The 17901-nt window shown below is 57.9% G+C and carries 17 protein-coding genes; 7 read left to right on the top strand and 10 right to left on the bottom strand.

The features are described 5' to 3' along the window. Positions 1-19: 19 nt before the first annotated feature. Genes preA through GS614_RS00160 form a run of 3 tightly spaced genes read right to left on the bottom strand, consistent with a single transcriptional unit; the run spans position 20 to position 3560 of the window. Positions 20-1324, bottom strand: coding sequence for an NAD-dependent dihydropyrimidine dehydrogenase subunit PreA (gene preA, locus GS614_RS00170; RefSeq protein ID WP_171725229.1), 1305 nt, complete (start codon positions 1322-1324; stop codon positions 20-22). A gap of 18 nt (positions 1325-1342) precedes the next feature. Then, entirely contained in the window at positions 1343-2179 is an 837-nt protein-coding gene (locus GS614_RS00165; protein ID WP_171231815.1) for a methyltransferase domain-containing protein, read from the bottom strand. A 46-nt stretch (positions 2180-2225) separates the two neighbouring features. Next, entirely contained in the window at positions 2226-3560 is a 1335-nt protein-coding gene (locus tag GS614_RS00160; protein WP_171204581.1) for an NAD(P)-dependent oxidoreductase, read from the bottom strand. A 442-nt stretch (positions 3561-4002) separates the two neighbouring features. On the opposite strand from GS614_RS00160, the gene GS614_RS00155 reads away from it, so the two are divergent. The 3 genes from GS614_RS00155 (at position 4003) to GS614_RS00145 (ending at position 7082) form a co-directional block, all read left to right on the top strand. Beyond that, positions 4003-4998: a hypothetical protein gene (locus GS614_RS00155; RefSeq protein ID WP_171665580.1), complete on the top strand. Its 996-nt coding sequence runs from the start codon at positions 4003-4005 to the stop codon at positions 4996-4998. A 72-nt stretch (positions 4999-5070) separates the two neighbouring features. Next, positions 5071-6363 (top strand): O-acetylhomoserine aminocarboxypropyltransferase/cysteine synthase family protein, encoded by a 1293-nt coding sequence (locus GS614_RS00150; protein ID WP_152457691.1) that lies wholly within the window; start codon positions 5071-5073, stop codon positions 6361-6363. 2 nt (positions 6364-6365) lie between these two features. After that, positions 6366-7082, top strand: a complete 717-nt coding sequence (locus GS614_RS00145) for a GNAT family N-acetyltransferase (protein ID WP_171725228.1) — start codon at positions 6366-6368, stop codon at positions 7080-7082. Here GS614_RS00145 and GS614_RS00140 read toward each other — a convergent pair. After that, positions 7079-7783 carry an SIMPL domain-containing protein gene (locus tag GS614_RS00140; RefSeq protein WP_371809369.1) on the bottom strand — a complete coding sequence of 235 codons (705 nt, stop codon included), beginning with the start codon at positions 7781-7783 and terminating at the stop codon, positions 7079-7081. The two genes, GS614_RS00145 and GS614_RS00140, sit on opposite strands and share 4 nt — an antisense overlap. Before the next feature lie 155 nt (positions 7784-7938). Here GS614_RS00140 and GS614_RS00135 point away from each other — a divergent pair, with 155 nt between their 5' ends. Then, entirely contained in the window at positions 7939-9888 is a 1950-nt protein-coding gene (locus tag GS614_RS00135; protein ID WP_171725227.1) for a hypothetical protein, read from the top strand. A gap of 89 nt (positions 9889-9977) precedes the next feature. Here GS614_RS00135 and hppD read toward each other — a convergent pair whose 3' ends face one another. Next, positions 9978-11075, bottom strand: a complete 1098-nt coding sequence (hppD, locus tag GS614_RS00130) for a 4-hydroxyphenylpyruvate dioxygenase (RefSeq protein ID WP_171725226.1) — start codon at positions 11073-11075, stop codon at positions 9978-9980. A gap of 147 nt (positions 11076-11222) precedes the next feature. Here hppD and GS614_RS00125 point away from each other — a divergent pair, with 147 nt between their 5' ends. Both GS614_RS00125 and GS614_RS00120 read left to right on the top strand, forming a co-directional pair. Further along, the gene (locus GS614_RS00125; protein ID WP_152457686.1) at positions 11223-11678 is read left to right on the top strand and encodes an Lrp/AsnC family transcriptional regulator; all 456 of its coding nucleotides are present in this window, start codon (positions 11223-11225) and stop codon (positions 11676-11678) included. A gap of 20 nt (positions 11679-11698) precedes the next feature. Then, positions 11699-13579, top strand: coding sequence for a monovalent cation:proton antiporter-2 (CPA2) family protein (locus GS614_RS00120; RefSeq protein WP_171116422.1), 1881 nt, complete (start codon positions 11699-11701; stop codon positions 13577-13579). 30 nt (positions 13580-13609) lie between these two features. Here the strand turns inward: GS614_RS00120 and cobT are convergent, their stop codons facing one another. Beyond that, positions 13610-14620, bottom strand: a complete 1011-nt coding sequence (gene cobT, locus GS614_RS00115) for a nicotinate-nucleotide--dimethylbenzimidazole phosphoribosyltransferase (protein WP_171725225.1) — start codon at positions 14618-14620, stop codon at positions 13610-13612. 78 nt (positions 14621-14698) lie between these two features. On the opposite strand from cobT, the gene cobS reads away from it, so the two are divergent. Beyond that, positions 14699-15463: an adenosylcobinamide-GDP ribazoletransferase gene (gene cobS, locus GS614_RS00110; protein ID WP_171725224.1), complete on the top strand. Its 765-nt coding sequence runs from the start codon at positions 14699-14701 to the stop codon at positions 15461-15463. On the opposite strand, the gene GS614_RS00105 is transcribed toward cobS, so the two are convergent. From GS614_RS00105 to GS614_RS00090, 4 genes are all read right to left on the bottom strand, one after another. Beyond that, positions 15460-16221 carry an ion channel gene (locus GS614_RS00105; RefSeq protein ID WP_152457682.1) on the bottom strand — a complete coding sequence of 254 codons (762 nt, stop codon included), beginning with the start codon at positions 16219-16221 and terminating at the stop codon, positions 15460-15462. The genes cobS and GS614_RS00105 overlap by 4 nt on opposite strands. Before the next feature lie 117 nt (positions 16222-16338). After that, positions 16339-16848, bottom strand: coding sequence for a CarD family transcriptional regulator (locus tag GS614_RS00100; protein ID WP_152457681.1), 510 nt, complete (start codon positions 16846-16848; stop codon positions 16339-16341). Between the two features lie 282 nt (positions 16849-17130). Further along, positions 17131-17469 (bottom strand): ferredoxin FdxA, encoded by a 339-nt coding sequence (gene fdxA / locus GS614_RS00095; RefSeq protein WP_171725223.1) that lies wholly within the window; start codon positions 17467-17469, stop codon positions 17131-17133. 66 nt (positions 17470-17535) lie between these two features. After that, positions 17536-17901 carry an RNA-binding S4 domain-containing protein gene (locus GS614_RS00090; protein ID WP_171725222.1) on the bottom strand — a complete coding sequence of 122 codons (366 nt, stop codon included), beginning with the start codon at positions 17899-17901 and terminating at the stop codon, positions 17536-17538.

The following is a 17901-nucleotide window of genomic DNA, read 5'->3' as shown; positions in this document are numbered from 1 at the left end:
ACGATCTGTCGCAATCCCGTCATTCGGCCGCCTTGGCCATCGGGTTGTTCGGATGCGTCGTCCAGTTCGCATAGGTTGGCTGAACTTCTTTTCCGGTCCGGGGATCAACTTCGCCCGCTGCCATCGGCACCATATCGATGCAGCCTTCGATCGGACAAACATCGACGCAGAGGTTGCAGGCGACGCATTCGTCATCCATCACCTCAAAGACGCGGTCCTCGGACATGGAAATCGCCTGGTGGCTGGTGTCTTCGCAGGCCGCATAACACCGGCCACACTTGATGCACTGATCCTGATCGATCTTCGCCTTGGCGACGTAGTTGAGGTTCAGATACTGCCAGTCGGTGACATTGGGCACCGCACGTCCGATCACTTCATCTATGCTGGAATAACCCTTCTCATCCATCCATTCCGACAGCCCTGCCGTCAGTTCGTCGATGATCTTGAAGCCATAGGTCATCGCAGCGGTGCACACCTGAACGTTGCCGCAACCCAACGAGATGAACTCGGCCGCGTCACGCCATGTGGTGACGCCGCCGATGCCGGAAATCGGCAGGCCCCGCGTCGCGTCGGCCCGCGCGATCTCGGACACCATCGACAATGCAATGGGCTTGACGGCGGGGCCGCAATACCCACCGTGGCTGCCTTTGCCGTCAATGGACGGTTCAGGGCTGAACGTGTCCAGATTGACGCTGGTGATCGAATTGATGGTGTTGATCAGCGACACCGCATCCGCGCCACCGTTTCTGGCTGCCGCAGCCGGTTTGCGGATGTCAGTGATGTTCGGCGTAAGCTTAACGATGACCGGACGGTCGTAATACTGTTTGCACCAGCGCGTGACCATCTCGATATATTCCGGAACCTGCCCCACGGCCGAGCCCATACCACGTTCACTCATCCCATGAGGGCAGCCGAAGTTCAGCTCGATCCCGTCCGCACCGGTTTCTGCCACGCGTGGCAGAATGGCCTTCCATGCTTCTTCCTCACACGGAACCATGATCGACGCGATCAAGGCGCGATCCGGGTAATCGGATTTGACCCGCGCCATTTCCTCCAGGTTCACCTCGAGAGGGCGATCCGTGATCAGTTCGATATTGTTCAGGCCCAGCAAACGGCGGTCGGCCCCGTAGATTGCGCCATAGCGCGGGCCATTCACGTTCACGACCGGAGGTCCTTCTGCGCCAAGCGTTTTCCAGACAACGCCGCCCCACCCGGCTTCGAAGGCGCGGCGCACATTGTATTCCTTGTCCGTCGGAGGCGCAGAGGCCAGCCAGAACGGGTTGGGGCTGGAAATGCCCAGAAAGTTTGTCGTCAGATCGGCCATGGCTTCTCCCTTCCCGGCTCAGCCGGATTTTTTGAATATCATTTCGGTCGGGCGAATACGCCCGGCCTTGAGGTTTTTGACGTAGTTTTGGAACTTTTCGGGCGCCGTTTCGCCCATCATCAGGTGGATTCCCAGCGGCGCTGGTCCGGTCTCGGCTATCTTGGCAAACACGTCTTCGAAGAACTGGATCGCAAACGCGGTGCGGTCTGTTTCGGCAACCAGCTCAAGACCAGCCGCGGCCGCAGCGTCTTTGTATACCTCTGGCGCGTGAACAAAGGAGGTTTCCGGAAAAGTGGACCAGGGAAGCGGAAAAGCCAGCGGCTCATCCACCTCTCCGCCCATGACGTCGAACAGGGCAAAGGTGCCACCGGTGGCCAGTACGCGTGACACTTCAGCGAACAGCCCCGCTTTGTCTTCGATATTCATGCCCACATGCATCATGACGGCAAGGTCGAACCCGGCATCCGGCACAGGCATGTCCAGAGCACTGCCAACGTGAAAGCTTGTCTTTTCGGAATGCCCGACCAGATCGCTGAGCGCAGTTGCGGTTTCCACGAACTCGGGCGTCAGATCGACCCCTGTCACCGTTGAGTCATATTTGTCCACTATGTACCTGGATGTGCCTCCGATGCCGCATCCAACATCCAGAACGCGTGTCGCATGGGTCGGGGAAAGTTGCGCAAACAGGTTGTCGGTCGCAAGAACGCCGCCTGTATGGAATTCATCCCCCGCCTTCAGATCAGCGACCGTGGCCGCATCCGGGTCGATGCCGCTGGCCTTCAGCGCCGCGCGGACGCGTTCGGTCAGTGCACCGGTGGTATAGTGTTGAGCAACGGCTTGTTCGATCTGGGACATGGGAATACCTCAGCAGCGAAAGGAATGGGGTGAATACCCCACCCTATCACGAAACGAGCGTTGCGTGGATGTCCATCGCCGCGTCCCGACCTTCGGCAACGGCCGTTACGGTCAGATCTTCACCGCCCGCAGCGCAGTCACCACCAGCCCAGACACCAGCCAAGGAGGTTCGGCCAGCACCGCTGACGGCGATCTTGTTGCCATCCAGCGTCAGGCCTTCGGGTGCGCCCTCCAAGGTCTGCCCAATAGCCTTGAGAACCTGATCGGCCGGCAAGCGGATCGTTTCTCCGGTGCCGATGAGCTGACCGTTCTGGCTGGATGTATATTCCAGCTCGATCTCGGTCGCGGTACCATTGCCGTGGATGGCCACCGGCTGAACATTGGTCATGATCCGAACGCCATGCGACGCTGCCAGGTCCTGCTCGTACCGGCTGGCCCCCATGGCATCCCGGCCGCGGCGATAGGCAATCGTGACGTTTTCGGCGCCCAGAAGCTTGGATTTCACGGCGGCATCCACAGCTGTCATGCCCCCGCCGATGACGACCACATTCCGTCCAACGGGCAGATCGGCAAGGTCGCTGGCCTGCCGCACGTCCGATATGAAATCGACCGCGGCCCGCACACCGTCCTTGTCGACACCGCCTGCACGCAAGGCGTTGACACCGGCAAGACCAATGGACAGAAACACCGCGTCGTAGTTTTCGACCAGCCCATCCAACGAGATGCTTTCGCCCAAAACCGAACCGGTCTCGATTGCAATCCCTCCGATTTTCAGCAGCCAGTCCACCTCGGCCTGTGCAAAATCGTTGGTCGATTTGTAGGCTGCGATACCATATTCATTCAGGCCGCCGGGTTTGGGCTTGCTTTCATGGATCACCACGTCATGGCCCAGCATCGCCAGCCGATGGGCACAGGCCAGACCCGCAGGCCCGGCCCCCACAACGGCAACTGTCTTGCCGGTCGAAGGCGCCCGTTCAAACGGATGCACACCCGAGGCCATGATTTCATCGGTGGCGAAACGTTGCAGGCGCCCGATCTCAACCGGCTTGCCTTCGGCGGCTTCGCGAACGCAGGCCTCTTCGCACAGCGTTTCGGTTGGACAGACCCGAGCGCACATTCCGCCCAGAATATTCTGTTCCAGAATCGTGCGCCCTGCTGATTGCGGTTGACCGGCCTGAATCTGGCGAATGAACAACGGGATATCGATATCCGTTGGACAGGCCGTTACGCATGGTGCGTCGTAGCAGAAATAACAGCGATCTGCGGCTACTGCGGCCTCATGCTGCGCAAGTGGCGGATGCAGATCGGTGAAATTCGAGGTCAGCTCATCGCTTGAAAGCCGCCCGGCTACGATACCGGGTGCCATCTGGCCCTGTGCCATCACTCTACTCCCTGTAGATATGTTTGTTATGCTCTCAGCTTGCCACAAAAATTTTTTTTATCAATTGGTAAAATTTGCCAAATGGTCAAAAAATGAAAAGCCCTGCAAAAACAACCTTGTTTTTGGCCACTTCGCTTAGCGATTGAGCAGGAACCGCGTTGAATCACTGGGCCCAAAGGCAGGATTTGCCCAGGAAAGGGCTGTGCGGGTATTGGCAAACAAGGTTCGGTGAACATGGCACGCTGTCGATTTCACCTTTCGACATGAACCGGGCCAACCTCGGAAAATCCGCAAAAGGACCTTGCTCAACCCTTTCTCGGCGCGATGAGAGGAATGCCATAGATAACAAGAAATCAAACTTTCGGCTTTTGACGCCCCACCCCGCTTGCTGTAACCCGGATCAAAGGGTGCCGGTTCCGGCAGCTTTCAGGAATGGGCATAGATGCAGGCAAGTTCTCGGAAATTCAACATCGCGGTTGTCGGGCAAAACAACCGCCTGCAATATGAGGCCTTGTTGTTTGCGGCCTCGCTTCGCCATTGCTCGCCCGGGTTCAAAGGCAGGCTGTTTGTCGCCACACCCAACCCGGGCCCGCGCTGGACCCACAACCCCAGCATCCAGGACGAAGACGTTTTGAAAGCCCTGAAACAGTTGGATGCCGAAATCCTGCCCTTCGACTCGCATGTTTTTGGCGAAAGCTACCCTTATGGCAACAAGATCGAGGCTTTGTTGGCTCTGCCGGAAGGTGAACCCTTTGTGTTCTTCGATACGGACACGCTGATCACCGGCGACATCACAAGCGTTCCGTTCGATTTCGACCGCCCCGGAGCCTCACTGAAGGTCGAGGGCACGTGGCCAAAGCCGACGCTGTACGGCCCCGGCTTTGACGGTATCTGGCGGGCGCTTTATGCCCGCTTCGGGCTGGATTTCGAAAGCTCGGTGGATCCGGACCAACCCGATGGTTACTGGCGGCGATACCTTTACTTCAACGCAGGTTACTTCTTTTACAAATGCCCCAGGATGTTCGGTGAACGTTACCTGGACTACGCAAGAACGATCCGGGATGAAAACATTCCCGAACTGACGGGCCAGAACCTTGACCCATGGCTGGATCAGGCAGCCCTGCCGCTGGTCATTCATTCTTTCGGCGGCGGGCGGGATGCTTTGCCGGACGGGCTTCTGGATGGGTCCGTCAGCTGCCACTATCGCCTGTTCCCTTTGCTTTATGCCCGCGAAAGCGATCACGTGATCGATGTGCTGGAAACCGTCGTGGCCCCCAACAAGGTCAAAAAAGTGCTCAAACAGTATGATCCGCTGAAAAAGCTGGTTCTTCAGGGCAAAGGCGAAAAAATCCGTGCGCTCTTTGATCAGGACAATCTGCCGCGGCGGGAACAGGCGCTGCGCAACGCGATCAAAAGCAAAGGCCTCTGGCTGCGCTGACAGGATCGTTGTGCGCAGGCGGGCAATGGCCTACAGATTCCGCAAGACAGATACCAACAGGAGATTTTCACGATGTCTGACGGCCCGACCTACGGTTTCGACACATTGCAAATTCATGCGGGTGCCCGCCCCGACCCGGCGACCGGAGCACGCCAGACACCGATTTATCAGACCACGGCCTATGTGTTCCGGGATGCGGACCACGCAGCGGCCCTGTTCAACCTGCAAGAGGTGGGCTTTATCTATTCCCGCCTGACCAACCCAACCGTCGCCGTTCTGCAGGAACGCGTGGCGACGCTTGAAGGCGGCGTCGGGGCGGTGTGCTGCTCGTCCGGGCATGCGGCACAGATCATGGCGCTGTTTCCGCTGATGGGCCCCGGCTGCAACGTGGTCGCCTCGACCCGTTTGTATGGCGGTACGGTCACGCAGTTCAGCCAGACGATCAAACGCTTTGGCTGGTCCGCCAAGTTCGTGGACACCGATGATCTGGACGCCGTGAAGGATGCCATCGACGAAAACACCCGCGCCGTGTTCTGCGAGTCCATCGCCAATCCGGGCGGTTACGTGTCTGATATCCGTGCGTTGGCGGATGTTGCTGATGCAGCGGGCATCCCGCTGATTGTCGACAACACCTCGGCCACGCCCTACCTGTGCCGTCCGATCGAGCACGGCGCAACGCTGGTTGTGCATTCTACCACCAAGTACCTGACCGGCAACGGCACCGTCACAGGCGGGTGCATCGTGGATTCTGGCAAGTTCGACTGGTCCGCGAATGACAAATTCCCGTCACTGAGCGAACCCGAGCCTGCCTATCACGGCCTGAAGTTCCACGAGACCTTTGGCCCGCTGGCCTTCACCTTCCACGGCATTGCCATCGGTCTGCGTGATCTGGGCATGACCATGAACCCGCAGGCAGCCCATTACACGCTGATGGGGATCGAAACACTGTCGCTGCGGATGGAGCGTCACGTCGAAAACGCCCAGAAAATCGCAGCGTGGCTGGAAGCGGATGACCGCGTGGAATACGTCACCTATGCGGGATTGCCGTCATCACCTTACAAGGACCGGGTCAAATCGCAGTATCCGCGTGGCGCCGGTGCACTGTTCACCTTTGCGGTGAAGGGCGGTTATGACGCCTGTATCAAACTGGTCAACGCTCTTGAGATTTTCAGCCATGTGGCCAATCTGGGCGATGCCCGCTCGTTGATCATCCATTCGGCCTCGACCACCCACCGTCAACTAACGCCGGAACAACAGGAAGCCGCGGGCGCGGGCCCCGGTGTCGTGCGGGTGTCTATCGGCATCGAAGACGTGAACGACTTGATCGCGGACCTTGATCAGGCCCTCGCCAAGGCCAGCGCCTGACAATGGCCGGGCACGACACAAACGACCTTGGCCAGCCCATCGGTTTGCCGGTGTCGGGTGACTCTCCGCGCCCGACACCGCCTTATACACCGATGGCAGGCCGGTACTGTTCTGTCGTGCCACTAGATGTGAATCGCCATGCGCCCGGACTTTTTCGGGCGTTTGCAAATGACAGGGATGGCCGTAACTGGACATACCTGCCATATGGCCCGTTTGACTGCGAACCGGAATTTGAAGACTGGGCCCGCGCCAACTGCGTGGATGCGGACCCGATGTTTCATACCGTATTGGATGCGGACGAAGTGCCGGTGGGCATGGCCTCTTATCTTCGGATCGAACCCGCAGCGGGTGCCATCGAAGTCGGCCACATCCACTTTTCGCCGCTGCTGCAACGCAAGCCGCAATCGACCGAGGTCATGTACCTCATGATGAAGCGGGTTTTCGACGAGCTTGGCTATCGCCGGTACGAGTGGAAATGCGACGCACTGAATGCACCGTCACGCAATGCCGCTGAACGGCTGGGATTTACTTTCGAAGGGGTGTTTCGGCAGGCGACCCACTACAAGGGCCGCAACAGGGACACGGCATGGTACGCGATCATCGACACTGAATGGCCGCGCATTCGCGATGCATTCGAAGCCTGGCTGTCGCCCGACAATTTTGACGGCACGGGCCAGCAGCGCAAACCGCTGATGGCCCGTGCGAAAGCGAGATCTTAGTCTGAAATCTCGAATTCCATCGAGACACTGACGGAAACCGAGACCTCGCCTCCCGCGACGGGAACACCACCCGCATCCGCCATGCTCAGCGCGCGCATTTCTGCCATCGGACGAATGCCAGCTGTTTGTTCCGAGATCGACTGAACCGGACCAAGCGTCACGCCCGCTGCCTGCGCCAATTGCTGTGCTTTGACCGTGGCTTCGCCAACGGCCTTGGCACGCGCCTGCGCCTCGATCGGTTTGGGATCCTGCACGCCAAAGCTCAAGCCCCCGAAATCATTGGCGCCGTCCTGAATGACCGCGTCCATGATCTTCCCCAGTTGGGTCAGGTCGCGCACACGCACAAACACGCGATTGGACGCAGTAAAGCCGGTGATTTCCGGTGTCTCCCCATTCTGTCCATGACGACCCGACCAGACGGGGGACAATGACAGATCCCGTGTCTGGACGTCACGATCTTCGATACCCATCTCGGTCAGACGCGCCAGGACTTTGGAAACGGCATCCGACGTCGCCTGCATCGCAGCCGAGGCTTCGGCGTTTTCGTTGGTCACGCCCAAGGTTATCGTCGCCATATCAGGCGCAATCTGCACTGTTCCGGTTGCATCAACGTTGATGCGACGTTCTTCCGCATGAGCGGCCCCGGCAGCCGTAGCCGCCATCATCGCGGCCAGAAAAGCGAATGTCTTCAAGGTTATCACTCCAAATTACTCTGCTTTTAGATGGGTTGACCGGCCCTTGCGATACAAGAGGGGATACCGCCTTTTTCTTTCCCTCGGCGGGTTCCTGCTTTAATGTCGGTCTGCAAACGCAAAGTCGTTTGCATTGACATTGATAATTATGGTTCCTCCGGAATATGAAACCCGCTTTTGCGCTGTCTTTTTCTGCGACCGGAATAACACTGCACCACCGCTCCGATGACGACTGGTTTGTTATCGGTACGATTCCGCTGGATGTTCCGGACTTGTCCGCACAGATGCAGGCGTTGCGGGAAAAGGCATTTGCGCTGGAAAATGATCTGAGCTGCAAGCTCGTGCTGCCAGAAGATCAGGTTCGGTTTCTAAAGCTTTCGACCGATGGGTTGCTGCCGGAAGGCCGGACGGAACGTATCGAAAGTGCTCTGACCGAGGCCACGCCTTACGCCCTGTCGGAACTGAGTTATGACAGTCACACCGAAGGCGGCACGACCTTTGTTGCCGCCGTGGCGGTTGAAACTCTGGCCGAAGCACGGACCTTTGCCTCGGAACATGGTTTTGTGGTGGTGGCGTTCACTGCCGAAGACAAAGAGGGCGCGTTCCCGCGCGAGGCGTTGTTTCGCGAAACCTCGGACGCTTCCGATCTGTCACACCCGGAAAACCAGCCATCTCCGGTGGAAATGGACGCAGTTGAACAGGCTGATGATTCCGGCCTGCCCACCCATCCGATTGCCGGCACCGCCGCGCCCGAGGCTTTCCGAGTACCCCGGGAAACAGTGAACAGCCTGAATGCATCTTCAAGGGTAAAACGGTCTGCCATTGCTGTCTTTGCCGCTGTGTTTCTCGTTGGTGGACTAGTTGGTATTTGGCTGGCATCGGGGTCCGACCCTGAACAGGATCAGGCGGAACAGAGCCCGGCGCAGGTTGCGGTTTCGACTTCTGAACCGGCCGCAGAGCCCCTGCCTGAACCAGAGCTGGACACTGCTGCGCTGGAAACCCCGCAACAAACCGTTCCGGACCTTGCGACCGATGACGCTGAAGAGCCAGCGAACGAGGCCTCAGAAACCGAGACCGGCACGCAGCCGGATCTGACTGCCACAGATGCAGCCATTCTGGAGGCCCTCAAAGTTGCCCCTACCGCGGTGGAATCCGTCGCTCAGGACCCCGAGACGCAAAGAGGTGTCGAGGCCGTTACGGGCATAAGCACGACAGCGCCTGCGGCACCGGAAATACCCGAAACTGTTGAACCGCAGGAATTGTATCTGGCATCGCTCGACAACGCCGATCTGTTCGAGGATGCGGTTGCCTTACCGCCCGACCCCAGTTTTGACACCGACGCTCCTTTTGAACCCGACGTATCCCCCAACATTGCGGGCACTCGGTTTGATCTGGATGAGAACGGCCTGGTCGTGCCAACACCGGAAGGCACCGTGAATCCGGAAGGGATCGTTGTTTATCTGGGGCGCCCATCCAAGGTTCCGCCTGAAACTCCGGTTCGTTTCGAAGAAGAACCGGTGGTCGACGAGGTCGACGACAGATTGGCGGGCATTCGGCCCAAGCCACGCCCTGCTGATCTGGTCGAGAATTTCGAGCGCGGTCAACTGGGTGGCCGGTCATTGGAGGAATTGGCATCCAAGCGACCGAAAGCGCGCCCGGAAAGCCTTCAGACCAAGCCACAGGTCGATGATGCACCAACGGCCTTGGCTGTCGTAAGAGTACCGCGCCCCAAATCACGCCCTGCCGGATTGGCCCCTGCCAAATCACCTGTTTCAAACAGTTCGAATCTTGGGTCCACAGCAGCATTGGATCAGAAATCCGATGAAGCAGGATCGTTCCAACCAAAAACCGTCGCACCCAAAATCCCTTCGACTGCCTCGGTCGCACGACAAGCCACGATCGACAACGCAATCAACCTACGCAGATTGAACCTGATCGGGGTCTACGGAACGCCAGCCAACAGACGCGCGTTGGTGCGGCTTCCCAGCGGGCGTTACAAAAAGCTGAAAGTCGGAGACCGCCTTGATGGCGGGAAAGTGATCGCGATCAGCGACAGTGAGCTTCGATATCAGAAAAAGGGCCGCAACGTGACCCTGGCGATGCCGCGCAGCTGAAAACCGGCAATCGATCTTCTGACGCACCAACCGTCACATGAAAGCGCCGAAGGCAGATGAACTGCCCCCGGCGTGTCAGTGCGTTGCAATCAGGCTGCGGAAATCTCGCCGCTTTCGATCTGTTCGCGTTCGATGGATTCGAATAGCGCCTGGAAATTTCCCTCGCCGAAACCGTCGTCGCCCTTGCGCTGAATGAACTCGAAGAAGATCGGTCCGATGACGGTTTTCGAGAAAATCTGTAGCAGAATCCGGGTCTCACCACCGTCAACAACGCCTTCACCATCGATCAGGATGCCGTGTTTCATCATCCGGTCCAACGGCTCCTCGTGGCCGGCCACACGGGTCTTGGACATCTCGTAATATGCCTTGTTCGGGCCCGGCATGAATTTCAGACCGTTTTCCGCAATTGCATCGGTCGAGGCGTAAATATCGTCACTGCCGACAGCAATATGCTGGATGCCTTCACCTTTGTATTTCTTCAGGTAAGACACGATTTGCCCCGTCTCACCGCGGTCTTCGTTGATCGGGATGCGGATACGACCACAAGGAGACGTCAGCGCCCGGCTGTACAACCCGGTGAACTTGCCCTGAATGTCAAAGAAACGAATTTCACGGAAGTTGAACAGGTCGCCGTAGAACTTGAACCACTTGTCCATGTTGCCCTTGTAGACGTTGTGCGTCAGGTGATCGAGATAGAAGAAGCCCACACCCCGTGGTTTGGATTCCTTGATCCACTCGAATTCCTGATTGTAGGGCGATGTGTCGTAATATTGATCGATGAAATAGATCAATGATCCGCCGATGCCCTTGATCGCAGGCACATTCATGGTTTTGTCAGCGCCGTCGTAAGGTTCTGCACCTTTCGACACCGCATGGTCATAGGCCTTTTGCGCATCAACAACGCGCCACCCCATGGATGGCGCGCAAGGGCCGTGCTCGTCCACGAACCTCGCGGCAAAGCTGTCGGGATCCGCGTTCAGGATATAGGTGACATCCCCTTGCTGCCACAGCTCGATGGCGGGTTTTTCTTTGTGGCGGGCCACCAGATCAAACCCCATCTTCGCGAACAGATCACGCAGCTCCTGCGGCTCAGGATGGGCAAACTCTACGAATTCAAACCCATCGGTACCGGCAGGGTTTTCTTCGCTGATAACAGATTTCGGGGCGTTGTGTGGGAAAGGACCCATGGCGCGTCTCCTTCGAAAACAGGAATTTCTTTGCTGATTCAAAAATATGACTTTTGTGACGCTGTTTCTGCGCATTGTTTTCGTGTAAACTGCCGGTGGGCGCGCAAAACGCGCATAAAAGTTAATAAAGGCAGGATTTTTCCGCACATGCTGGACGCGACCGACAAGCGATTGCTTTCCGCCCTGCAAAAGGACGCACACCTGACCGCGCACCAACTGGGCGAAATGCTGAACCTGTCGCCCAGTCAGGCAGGGCGCCGCCGCCAGCGGCTTGAAGCCGAAGGGTACATAACCGGGTATGCCGCCCGGCTGGACCCGTTGAAACTGGGTCTGCAGGTGCAAGGCTTTGTTCAAGTCCATCTGGGGACACATGGCCCTGAACAATCTGCAAGCTTCGCCCGCATGGTCGACACCCGCCCCGAAATTACCAGCGCATGGACGATGACCGGAGAGGCAGATTACCTGCTGCACATCTATTGTGACGATCTTTCCGCGCTCAACAGCTTGCTACATTCGGTCATCCTGCCGCATCCTGCCGTTGCAAGGGTCCATAGCCAGATCGTAATGGACCAACTGAAACGCGACGCCCCCCTGCCCACCTGAACGGGCCCGAGAGGACACCTATGGACGTATTCCTATATCAGGCTTCGATCTATCTGGCAGCGGCGGTCATCGCCGTTCCCCTGTCTGCACGGCTGGGGCTGGGGTCGGTGCTGGGATACCTGGCCGCCGGGATCATCATTGGACCTGTTCTTGGGCTTGTCGGCGCGGAAACGGAAAACCTTCAGCACGTTGCCGAATTCGGTGTGGTGATGATGCTGTTCCTGATCGGTCTGGAACTGGAGCCGCGCGCCCTGTGGGATATGCGCGACAAGTTGCTGGGGTTGGGCGGGTTGCAGGTTGCGTTGTCGACGGCTGCGATCGCTGCCGTGGCAATGTACGCCAACCACCCCTGGTCGGTCGCCCTGGCCGTAGGGCTGACCTTGTCGCTGTCATCCACGGCAATCGTTCTTCAGACTCTTTCGGAAAAGGGCCTGATGCGAACAAATGGCGGTCGAGCTACGTTTTCGGTGCTGCTGACGCAGGACATAGCGGTCATTCCGATCTTGGCCTTGCTTCCACTTCTGGCCTTGCCGGCCATGCCTCATATCGAATCGGATGGTTCGATTGACCGCGGGGCCGGAGACCTTCACGGCGCGGACCATCACAGCCTTTCTCTGGTCGAAGGTCTGCCGGGTTGGGCCGTCACGCTGGTTACGATCGGGGCAGTGGTGTTTGTCATCCTGGCCGGTGTCTACCTGACCCGCCCGCTGTTTCGCTTCATCCACGCGACCCGCCTGCGCGAGATGTATACTGCTCTGGCGCTTATGATCGTGGTCGGGATTTCCTTCCTGATGACCCTCGTCGGACTTTCTCCTGCCCTGGGCGCCTTCCTGGCGGGCGTGGTTCTGGCCAGTTCCGAGTTCAGACATGAAATGGAAAGCGACCTTGAGCCATTCAAAGGGCTTTTGCTTGGGCTTTTCTTCATCACGGTCGGTGCCGGGATCGATGTTGCCTATTTCTTTGATGATCCCCTTGACCTGATCGGTCTGGCGCTTCTTTTGATCCTTGCAAAAGGGATCATCCTGTATCTTGTGGGCAAGGCCTTCAAGTTGCGTGGGCGCGATCACTGGCTGTTTACCTTGGGGTTGGCGCAAGCGGGTGAGTTTGGTTTTGTTCTGCTGGCATTTTCCACGCAACAGAATGTCATCCCCCCCGACCTGTCCCAAAAACTGCTGATGATCATCGCTTTGACGATGCTGATCACACCGCTTCTGTTTATCATCTACGATCTTCTGTCGCGAAAGATCGGCGACACTTCCAAAGAACCTGTGCCGGACGAAATTGACGAAAAAGGCCCCGTCATCATCGCCGGGATTGGTCGGTTCGGGCAGATTGTAAACCGGCTGGTGCGGGCCAGCGGTTTCAAGACGGTTGTACTGGACCATGATATTGAAACCATTCAGTTGATGCGCCGTTTCGGCGTCAAAGGGTTTCTGGGCGATCCTACACGCCCTGAATTGCTGCGCGCTGCGGGGTTGGAAAAAGCGTCGGTCCTTGTCGCCGCCATGGATGACCACAAGCAAGTCACGCGGCTTGTCGGGTATGCCAGACGGCAGCGCCCTGACCTTCACATCATCGCCCGCGCCCGCGACCGGACGCATGTGTACGAGCTCTATCAGGCTGGCGCCAACGACATCGTGCGGGAACTTTTCGACAGCTCATTGCGCGCAGGCCGCTATGTTCTGGAGAATGTCGGGCTAAGTGAGTACGAGGCCGCACAGGCGGAACAGACCTTTTATCACCATGACCGGATGTCTGTTCGCGATCTCGCCGAACTATGGGTCCCGGGTCTGCCAACTGCCGAAAACAAGAAATACATCGAGCGTGCACAGCAGCTGGAAAAAGATTTGGAAACCGCGCTGCTTGAGCTGGCCGAAAAACACGCCAAGAAGTCCGCCTGACCCAAGCCTGTGCCCGGGTCAGGCAATGAATCAACCGTCAGACACTCCTGCCTCGGCAAAGGTTGCCATACCGGAATGGCAGGCCACGGCGCTTTTGAGAATATTGATCGCCAGTGCCCCGCCCGACCCTTCGCCCAGCCGAAGACCAAGACTCAGCAGCGGTTCCTTGCCCAGCTTCGCCAATACGGCACCGTGTGCGGCCTCGGCGCTTTGGTGGCCGGCCACGGCGTGATCCAGCGCGGTGTCCGACAGCCTCCACAGGCAGGCAGCGGCGGCGGTACAGATAAAACCGTCAAGGATCACAGGAATGCGCAATATCCGCGCGGCGACAATCGCCCCTGCCATCGCCGCGATCTCACGACCTCCGAGGCAGCGCAGGATTTCAAGGCCGTCCTCTGACTTGTGCAACGCTACACCTTCGGCCACAACGCGGGTCTTGTTGGTCAGCCCTGCATCATCGACGCCTGTCCCGCGACCTGTCCAATCGGCCGCGTCACCGCCGAACAGCGCGCAGGCAATGGCGGCTGCCGGGGTCGTGTTGCCAATGCCCATCTCGCCCACGACCAACAGATCAGCCTGCGGGTCCACGGCCTGCCAGCCGGTGCGCAGCGCGTCCAGCAATTCGGCCTCCGTCATGGCCGGTGCCTGGGTGAAATCTGCGGTCGGGTTGTCCAGATCCAGCGCGTGAACATCCATCGTTGCACCCGCCGCCCGGGCCAGTTGGTTGATCGCCGCACCGCCATGTTCGAAGTTCATCACCATTTGCACGGTCACTTCCGACGGAAAAGCCGAGACCCCCTGTGCAGTGACTCCGTGGTTTCCGGCAAAGACGATGACCTGTGGCGCCGCGATCTGTGGCCGGGCATCTCCTCGCCATCCTGCGTACCAGATTGCCAAATCTTCAAGTCGCCCCAGCGCGCCCGGGGGTTTCGTCAGTTGTCCGTTTCGCTCTGCCGCGCCCTGCGCCGCGGTGGCATCCGGCCCCGGAGCCGCTGCAAGCGCAGCACGGAACGCGTTCAAATCATTCAGTTCAGGCAACATGAAAGCCTCATTGCATCAGAGTGGTCCTGTGTGTTTAACCGAAGCATCGAATCCAACAAGACCCCGAAAGGCACGGGCGTGCATAAAAACGACACCAATCCCTTTTCCCTGTGGGACATTCCGCTGGCTCTGGTGCTGTTGACCCGCCTGCCCCTGCCCCGATTGCCTGAACCTGTATTCAAGCGGCAGGCACAGGCGGCATGGGCCTTCCCCATCGCCGGGCTGGCCGTCGGAGCGATTGCCTGTCTGGTCGGATGGTTGGCAATGGTCTTTCATCTGCCCCCTTTTGTTACCGCGGCCCTATTGGTTGCAACGTTGATCATGACGACGGGCGCGATGCACGAGGACGGTCTGGCCGATACCTTCGACGGCCTCTGGGGCGGGTTCACCGCTGAACGTCGACTTGAAATCATGAAAGACAGCCAGATCGGAACCTATGGTGTTCTCGCTTTGGTTTTTTCTCAGCTTGCTCGGGTTTCGGCAGTTGCCACGATTTTGGCAACCGGGTCGATTTGGGCGATTCTGGCAGCCTGCATGTTCTCACGCGCCTTGATGCCGGTTTTGATGGCATCCCTGCCAAACGCCAGAAAATCGGGGCTGAGCCATTCGGTGGGAACCCCCGGCGCGATTTCGGTCAGCATGTCCTTGGGCCTGGCCGCTCCAATCGCCGTTTTTCTGTGCGGGGGTGCGGCGATCACCGCCATCTTCTCTGCCGCCTCGGTTGCTGCCATCTTGGCGCTGACAGCGCGCAAGAAGATCGGCGGCCAGACCGGGGACATACTTGGGGCATCGCAACAACTGTCCGAGATCGCGTTTCTGCTTGCCATCAGCGCGCAGATCTAGGACACGCCGCCTGTTTCGATCCGCAGTGTTCCACCGCAATGCTTGCAATGCACGGCATCGGGATCATGCCGATACAACCCGCAGCTTGGGCATTTGTGACGTACCTTCTGCGGCATGAATATCGCCTGCGCCAAACGGACAAACAACGCGACGCCCACGACCATGATGAACACCGAGAACAGCTTGCCCCAAGGGGTGCTCAGCGTGATGTCACCGAACCCGGTTGTGGTCAGGGTGGCCATAGTGAAATACAGCGCGTCTATGTAAGGCGTCTGGGCGTCTTCCGGAATGAAGAACACCAAAACCGCCGTAGAGGTGGCAAAGACAAATACCATCAGATTGATTGCCGCAATCACCGCGTCTTCATGGGTGCGAAAAAAGCTGCTGTCGCGTCGCAAGTCCCTGAGCAGATGGTATGAGTGGATCAGGCGCAAGGCCCGCAGAATCCTCAGGAAAGCCAGGTTGCCCGTCAGGAACGGATCCAGAACCAGCGAGACGATGACGACAATATCCGCCAGCGTATAAATCTGGCGCAGCAACTTCCAACGATCCTTTGAAATCCAAAGCCGCGCAGAGAAGTCCAAGAAAATCAAAAAACCGATCAACTGGCTTGCAAGGACCAAGCCGGGACCATGAGGGACGTGAGCCGTTGCGACAAAGAAAATGATTGTCGCAACATCGAACAGGATCAGAGCGTACCGAAACCAGACCGAAATCGGGTCATGTCCGATATACAGATATCTAACTGTCTGCTTCATGTCCGCCCTGTAGCTTGCTGCATATACAGTGAAATTAGCGGTACTTGCGGAATTCACCAAGCCACGAAAAAGGCCGCCCCGATGGTGGAGCGGCCTGTTGTCATATCGAACTCGCTGTCAGGCAGCGCGAGAGGTCAGAACTTCGTCCACCTGTTTGGCAGCGGATACTTCGCCGGCGCCGGAAACCGCCGCGACCTCGCGGGTCAGGCGTTCCAGGGCAGCTTCGTACAACTGACGCTCGGAATAGCTCTGCTCGCGCTGATCGTCCGTGCGATGCAGATCGCGGACCACTTCCGCAATCGAGATCAGATCGCCCGAGTTGATTTTCTGCTCGTATTCCTGAGCACGGCGCGACCACATGGCGCGTTTGACCTTTGCCTTTCCTTTGAGCGTCTTCATCGCCTGACTGATCACGTCGGGCGAGCTGAGCGACCGCAGACCGGATTCGGTAACCTTGTTGGTCGGCACGCGCAGTGTCATCTTGTCTTTCTCAAATGAGATGACGAACAGCTCCAGAGAGAATCCCGCGACTTCCTGTTCTTCGATCGAGATGATCTGGCCTACGCCGTGGGCGGGGTAGACAACATAGTCGTTCGGGCGGAACTCGAGCTTTTTCGACTTTGTCATTCAGTTTTTTCCTTGCTTGCGGACGGGACACAGACAACAAAAACACCACATGCGGGGACTTTTTCAGCCCCGACAGGCGGCGATATTGTCACAAATTCAAATCTCCAAAGCGAGCATACTTGTGGAGCGCATCCCAATCTCGGTCATCATACAAGAACCAAGTATATCACAAAAATACGACACCCGAAAGTTTACCCCACGGTAAATTTTCATATTCAACCTGTTTTCAACAGGTTGTGCCGCGTTCTTTGCGCATCAAACAGGGGTTTGAGCGCGAATCGTTCAACTACCCTCGCCCGGTGCTTCCGAGAAATACTTCTCCATCTTGCCTTCTTCACCGTCGCGTTCTTCCGCATCGGGAAGCGGATCTTTCTTGGTGACGATCACGGGCCACATTTCCGAGTACTTGCGATTGAATTCGACCCATTGATCCATGCCCGGTTCAGTATCGGGGCGGATCGCGTCGGCCGGGCATTCCGGTTCGCAAACACCGCAGTCGATGCATTCGTCGGGATGGATGACCAACGTGTTCTCACCTTCATAGAAACAGTCCACCGGACATACTTCGACACAGTCGGTATATTTGCAGGCGATACAGTTTTCGGTGACAACATAGGTCATGATCGGATTCCCGTTTGCGGTTTGAGCGTTTAGCTAATTCAGTCTGGCCTACTCTTCAAGATATGATCAGCGATCTTCGGTGCGAGAAAGATCAAGTGAACGGCGATCTTTCTTTGTCGGGCGACCTTTTCCCTCAAACCCCGGATTTTTGGGCGGAACGTCCTGTTTTTCGGTCATATCGAAATACAGCGTTTGCGCTTCGGGGGCCGGACCACGGCGATCCCCGATTTTTTCGATACGCACGACGCGGACGATACGGCCCTGAGGAAAGGTCAGAACGTCGCCCGGGGCCACGGCCTGCGCCGGTTTTTGCACCCGGTTTCCGTTCAACCTGACATGGCCGCCGTTGACCTGTTTGGCGGCCAGGCTGCGGGTCTTGAAGAACCGCGCCTGCCACAACCACTTGTCAATCCGCAGCTTGGCCTCGGCCAT

This window comes from Ruegeria sp. HKCCD6604, assembly GCF_013110635.1.
Taxonomy (GTDB): Bacteria; Pseudomonadota; Alphaproteobacteria; order Rhodobacterales; family Rhodobacteraceae; genus Ruegeria.
The sequence above is the reverse complement of the archived record's forward strand: the minus strand, read 5'-3'. Positions and strand labels throughout refer to the sequence as shown.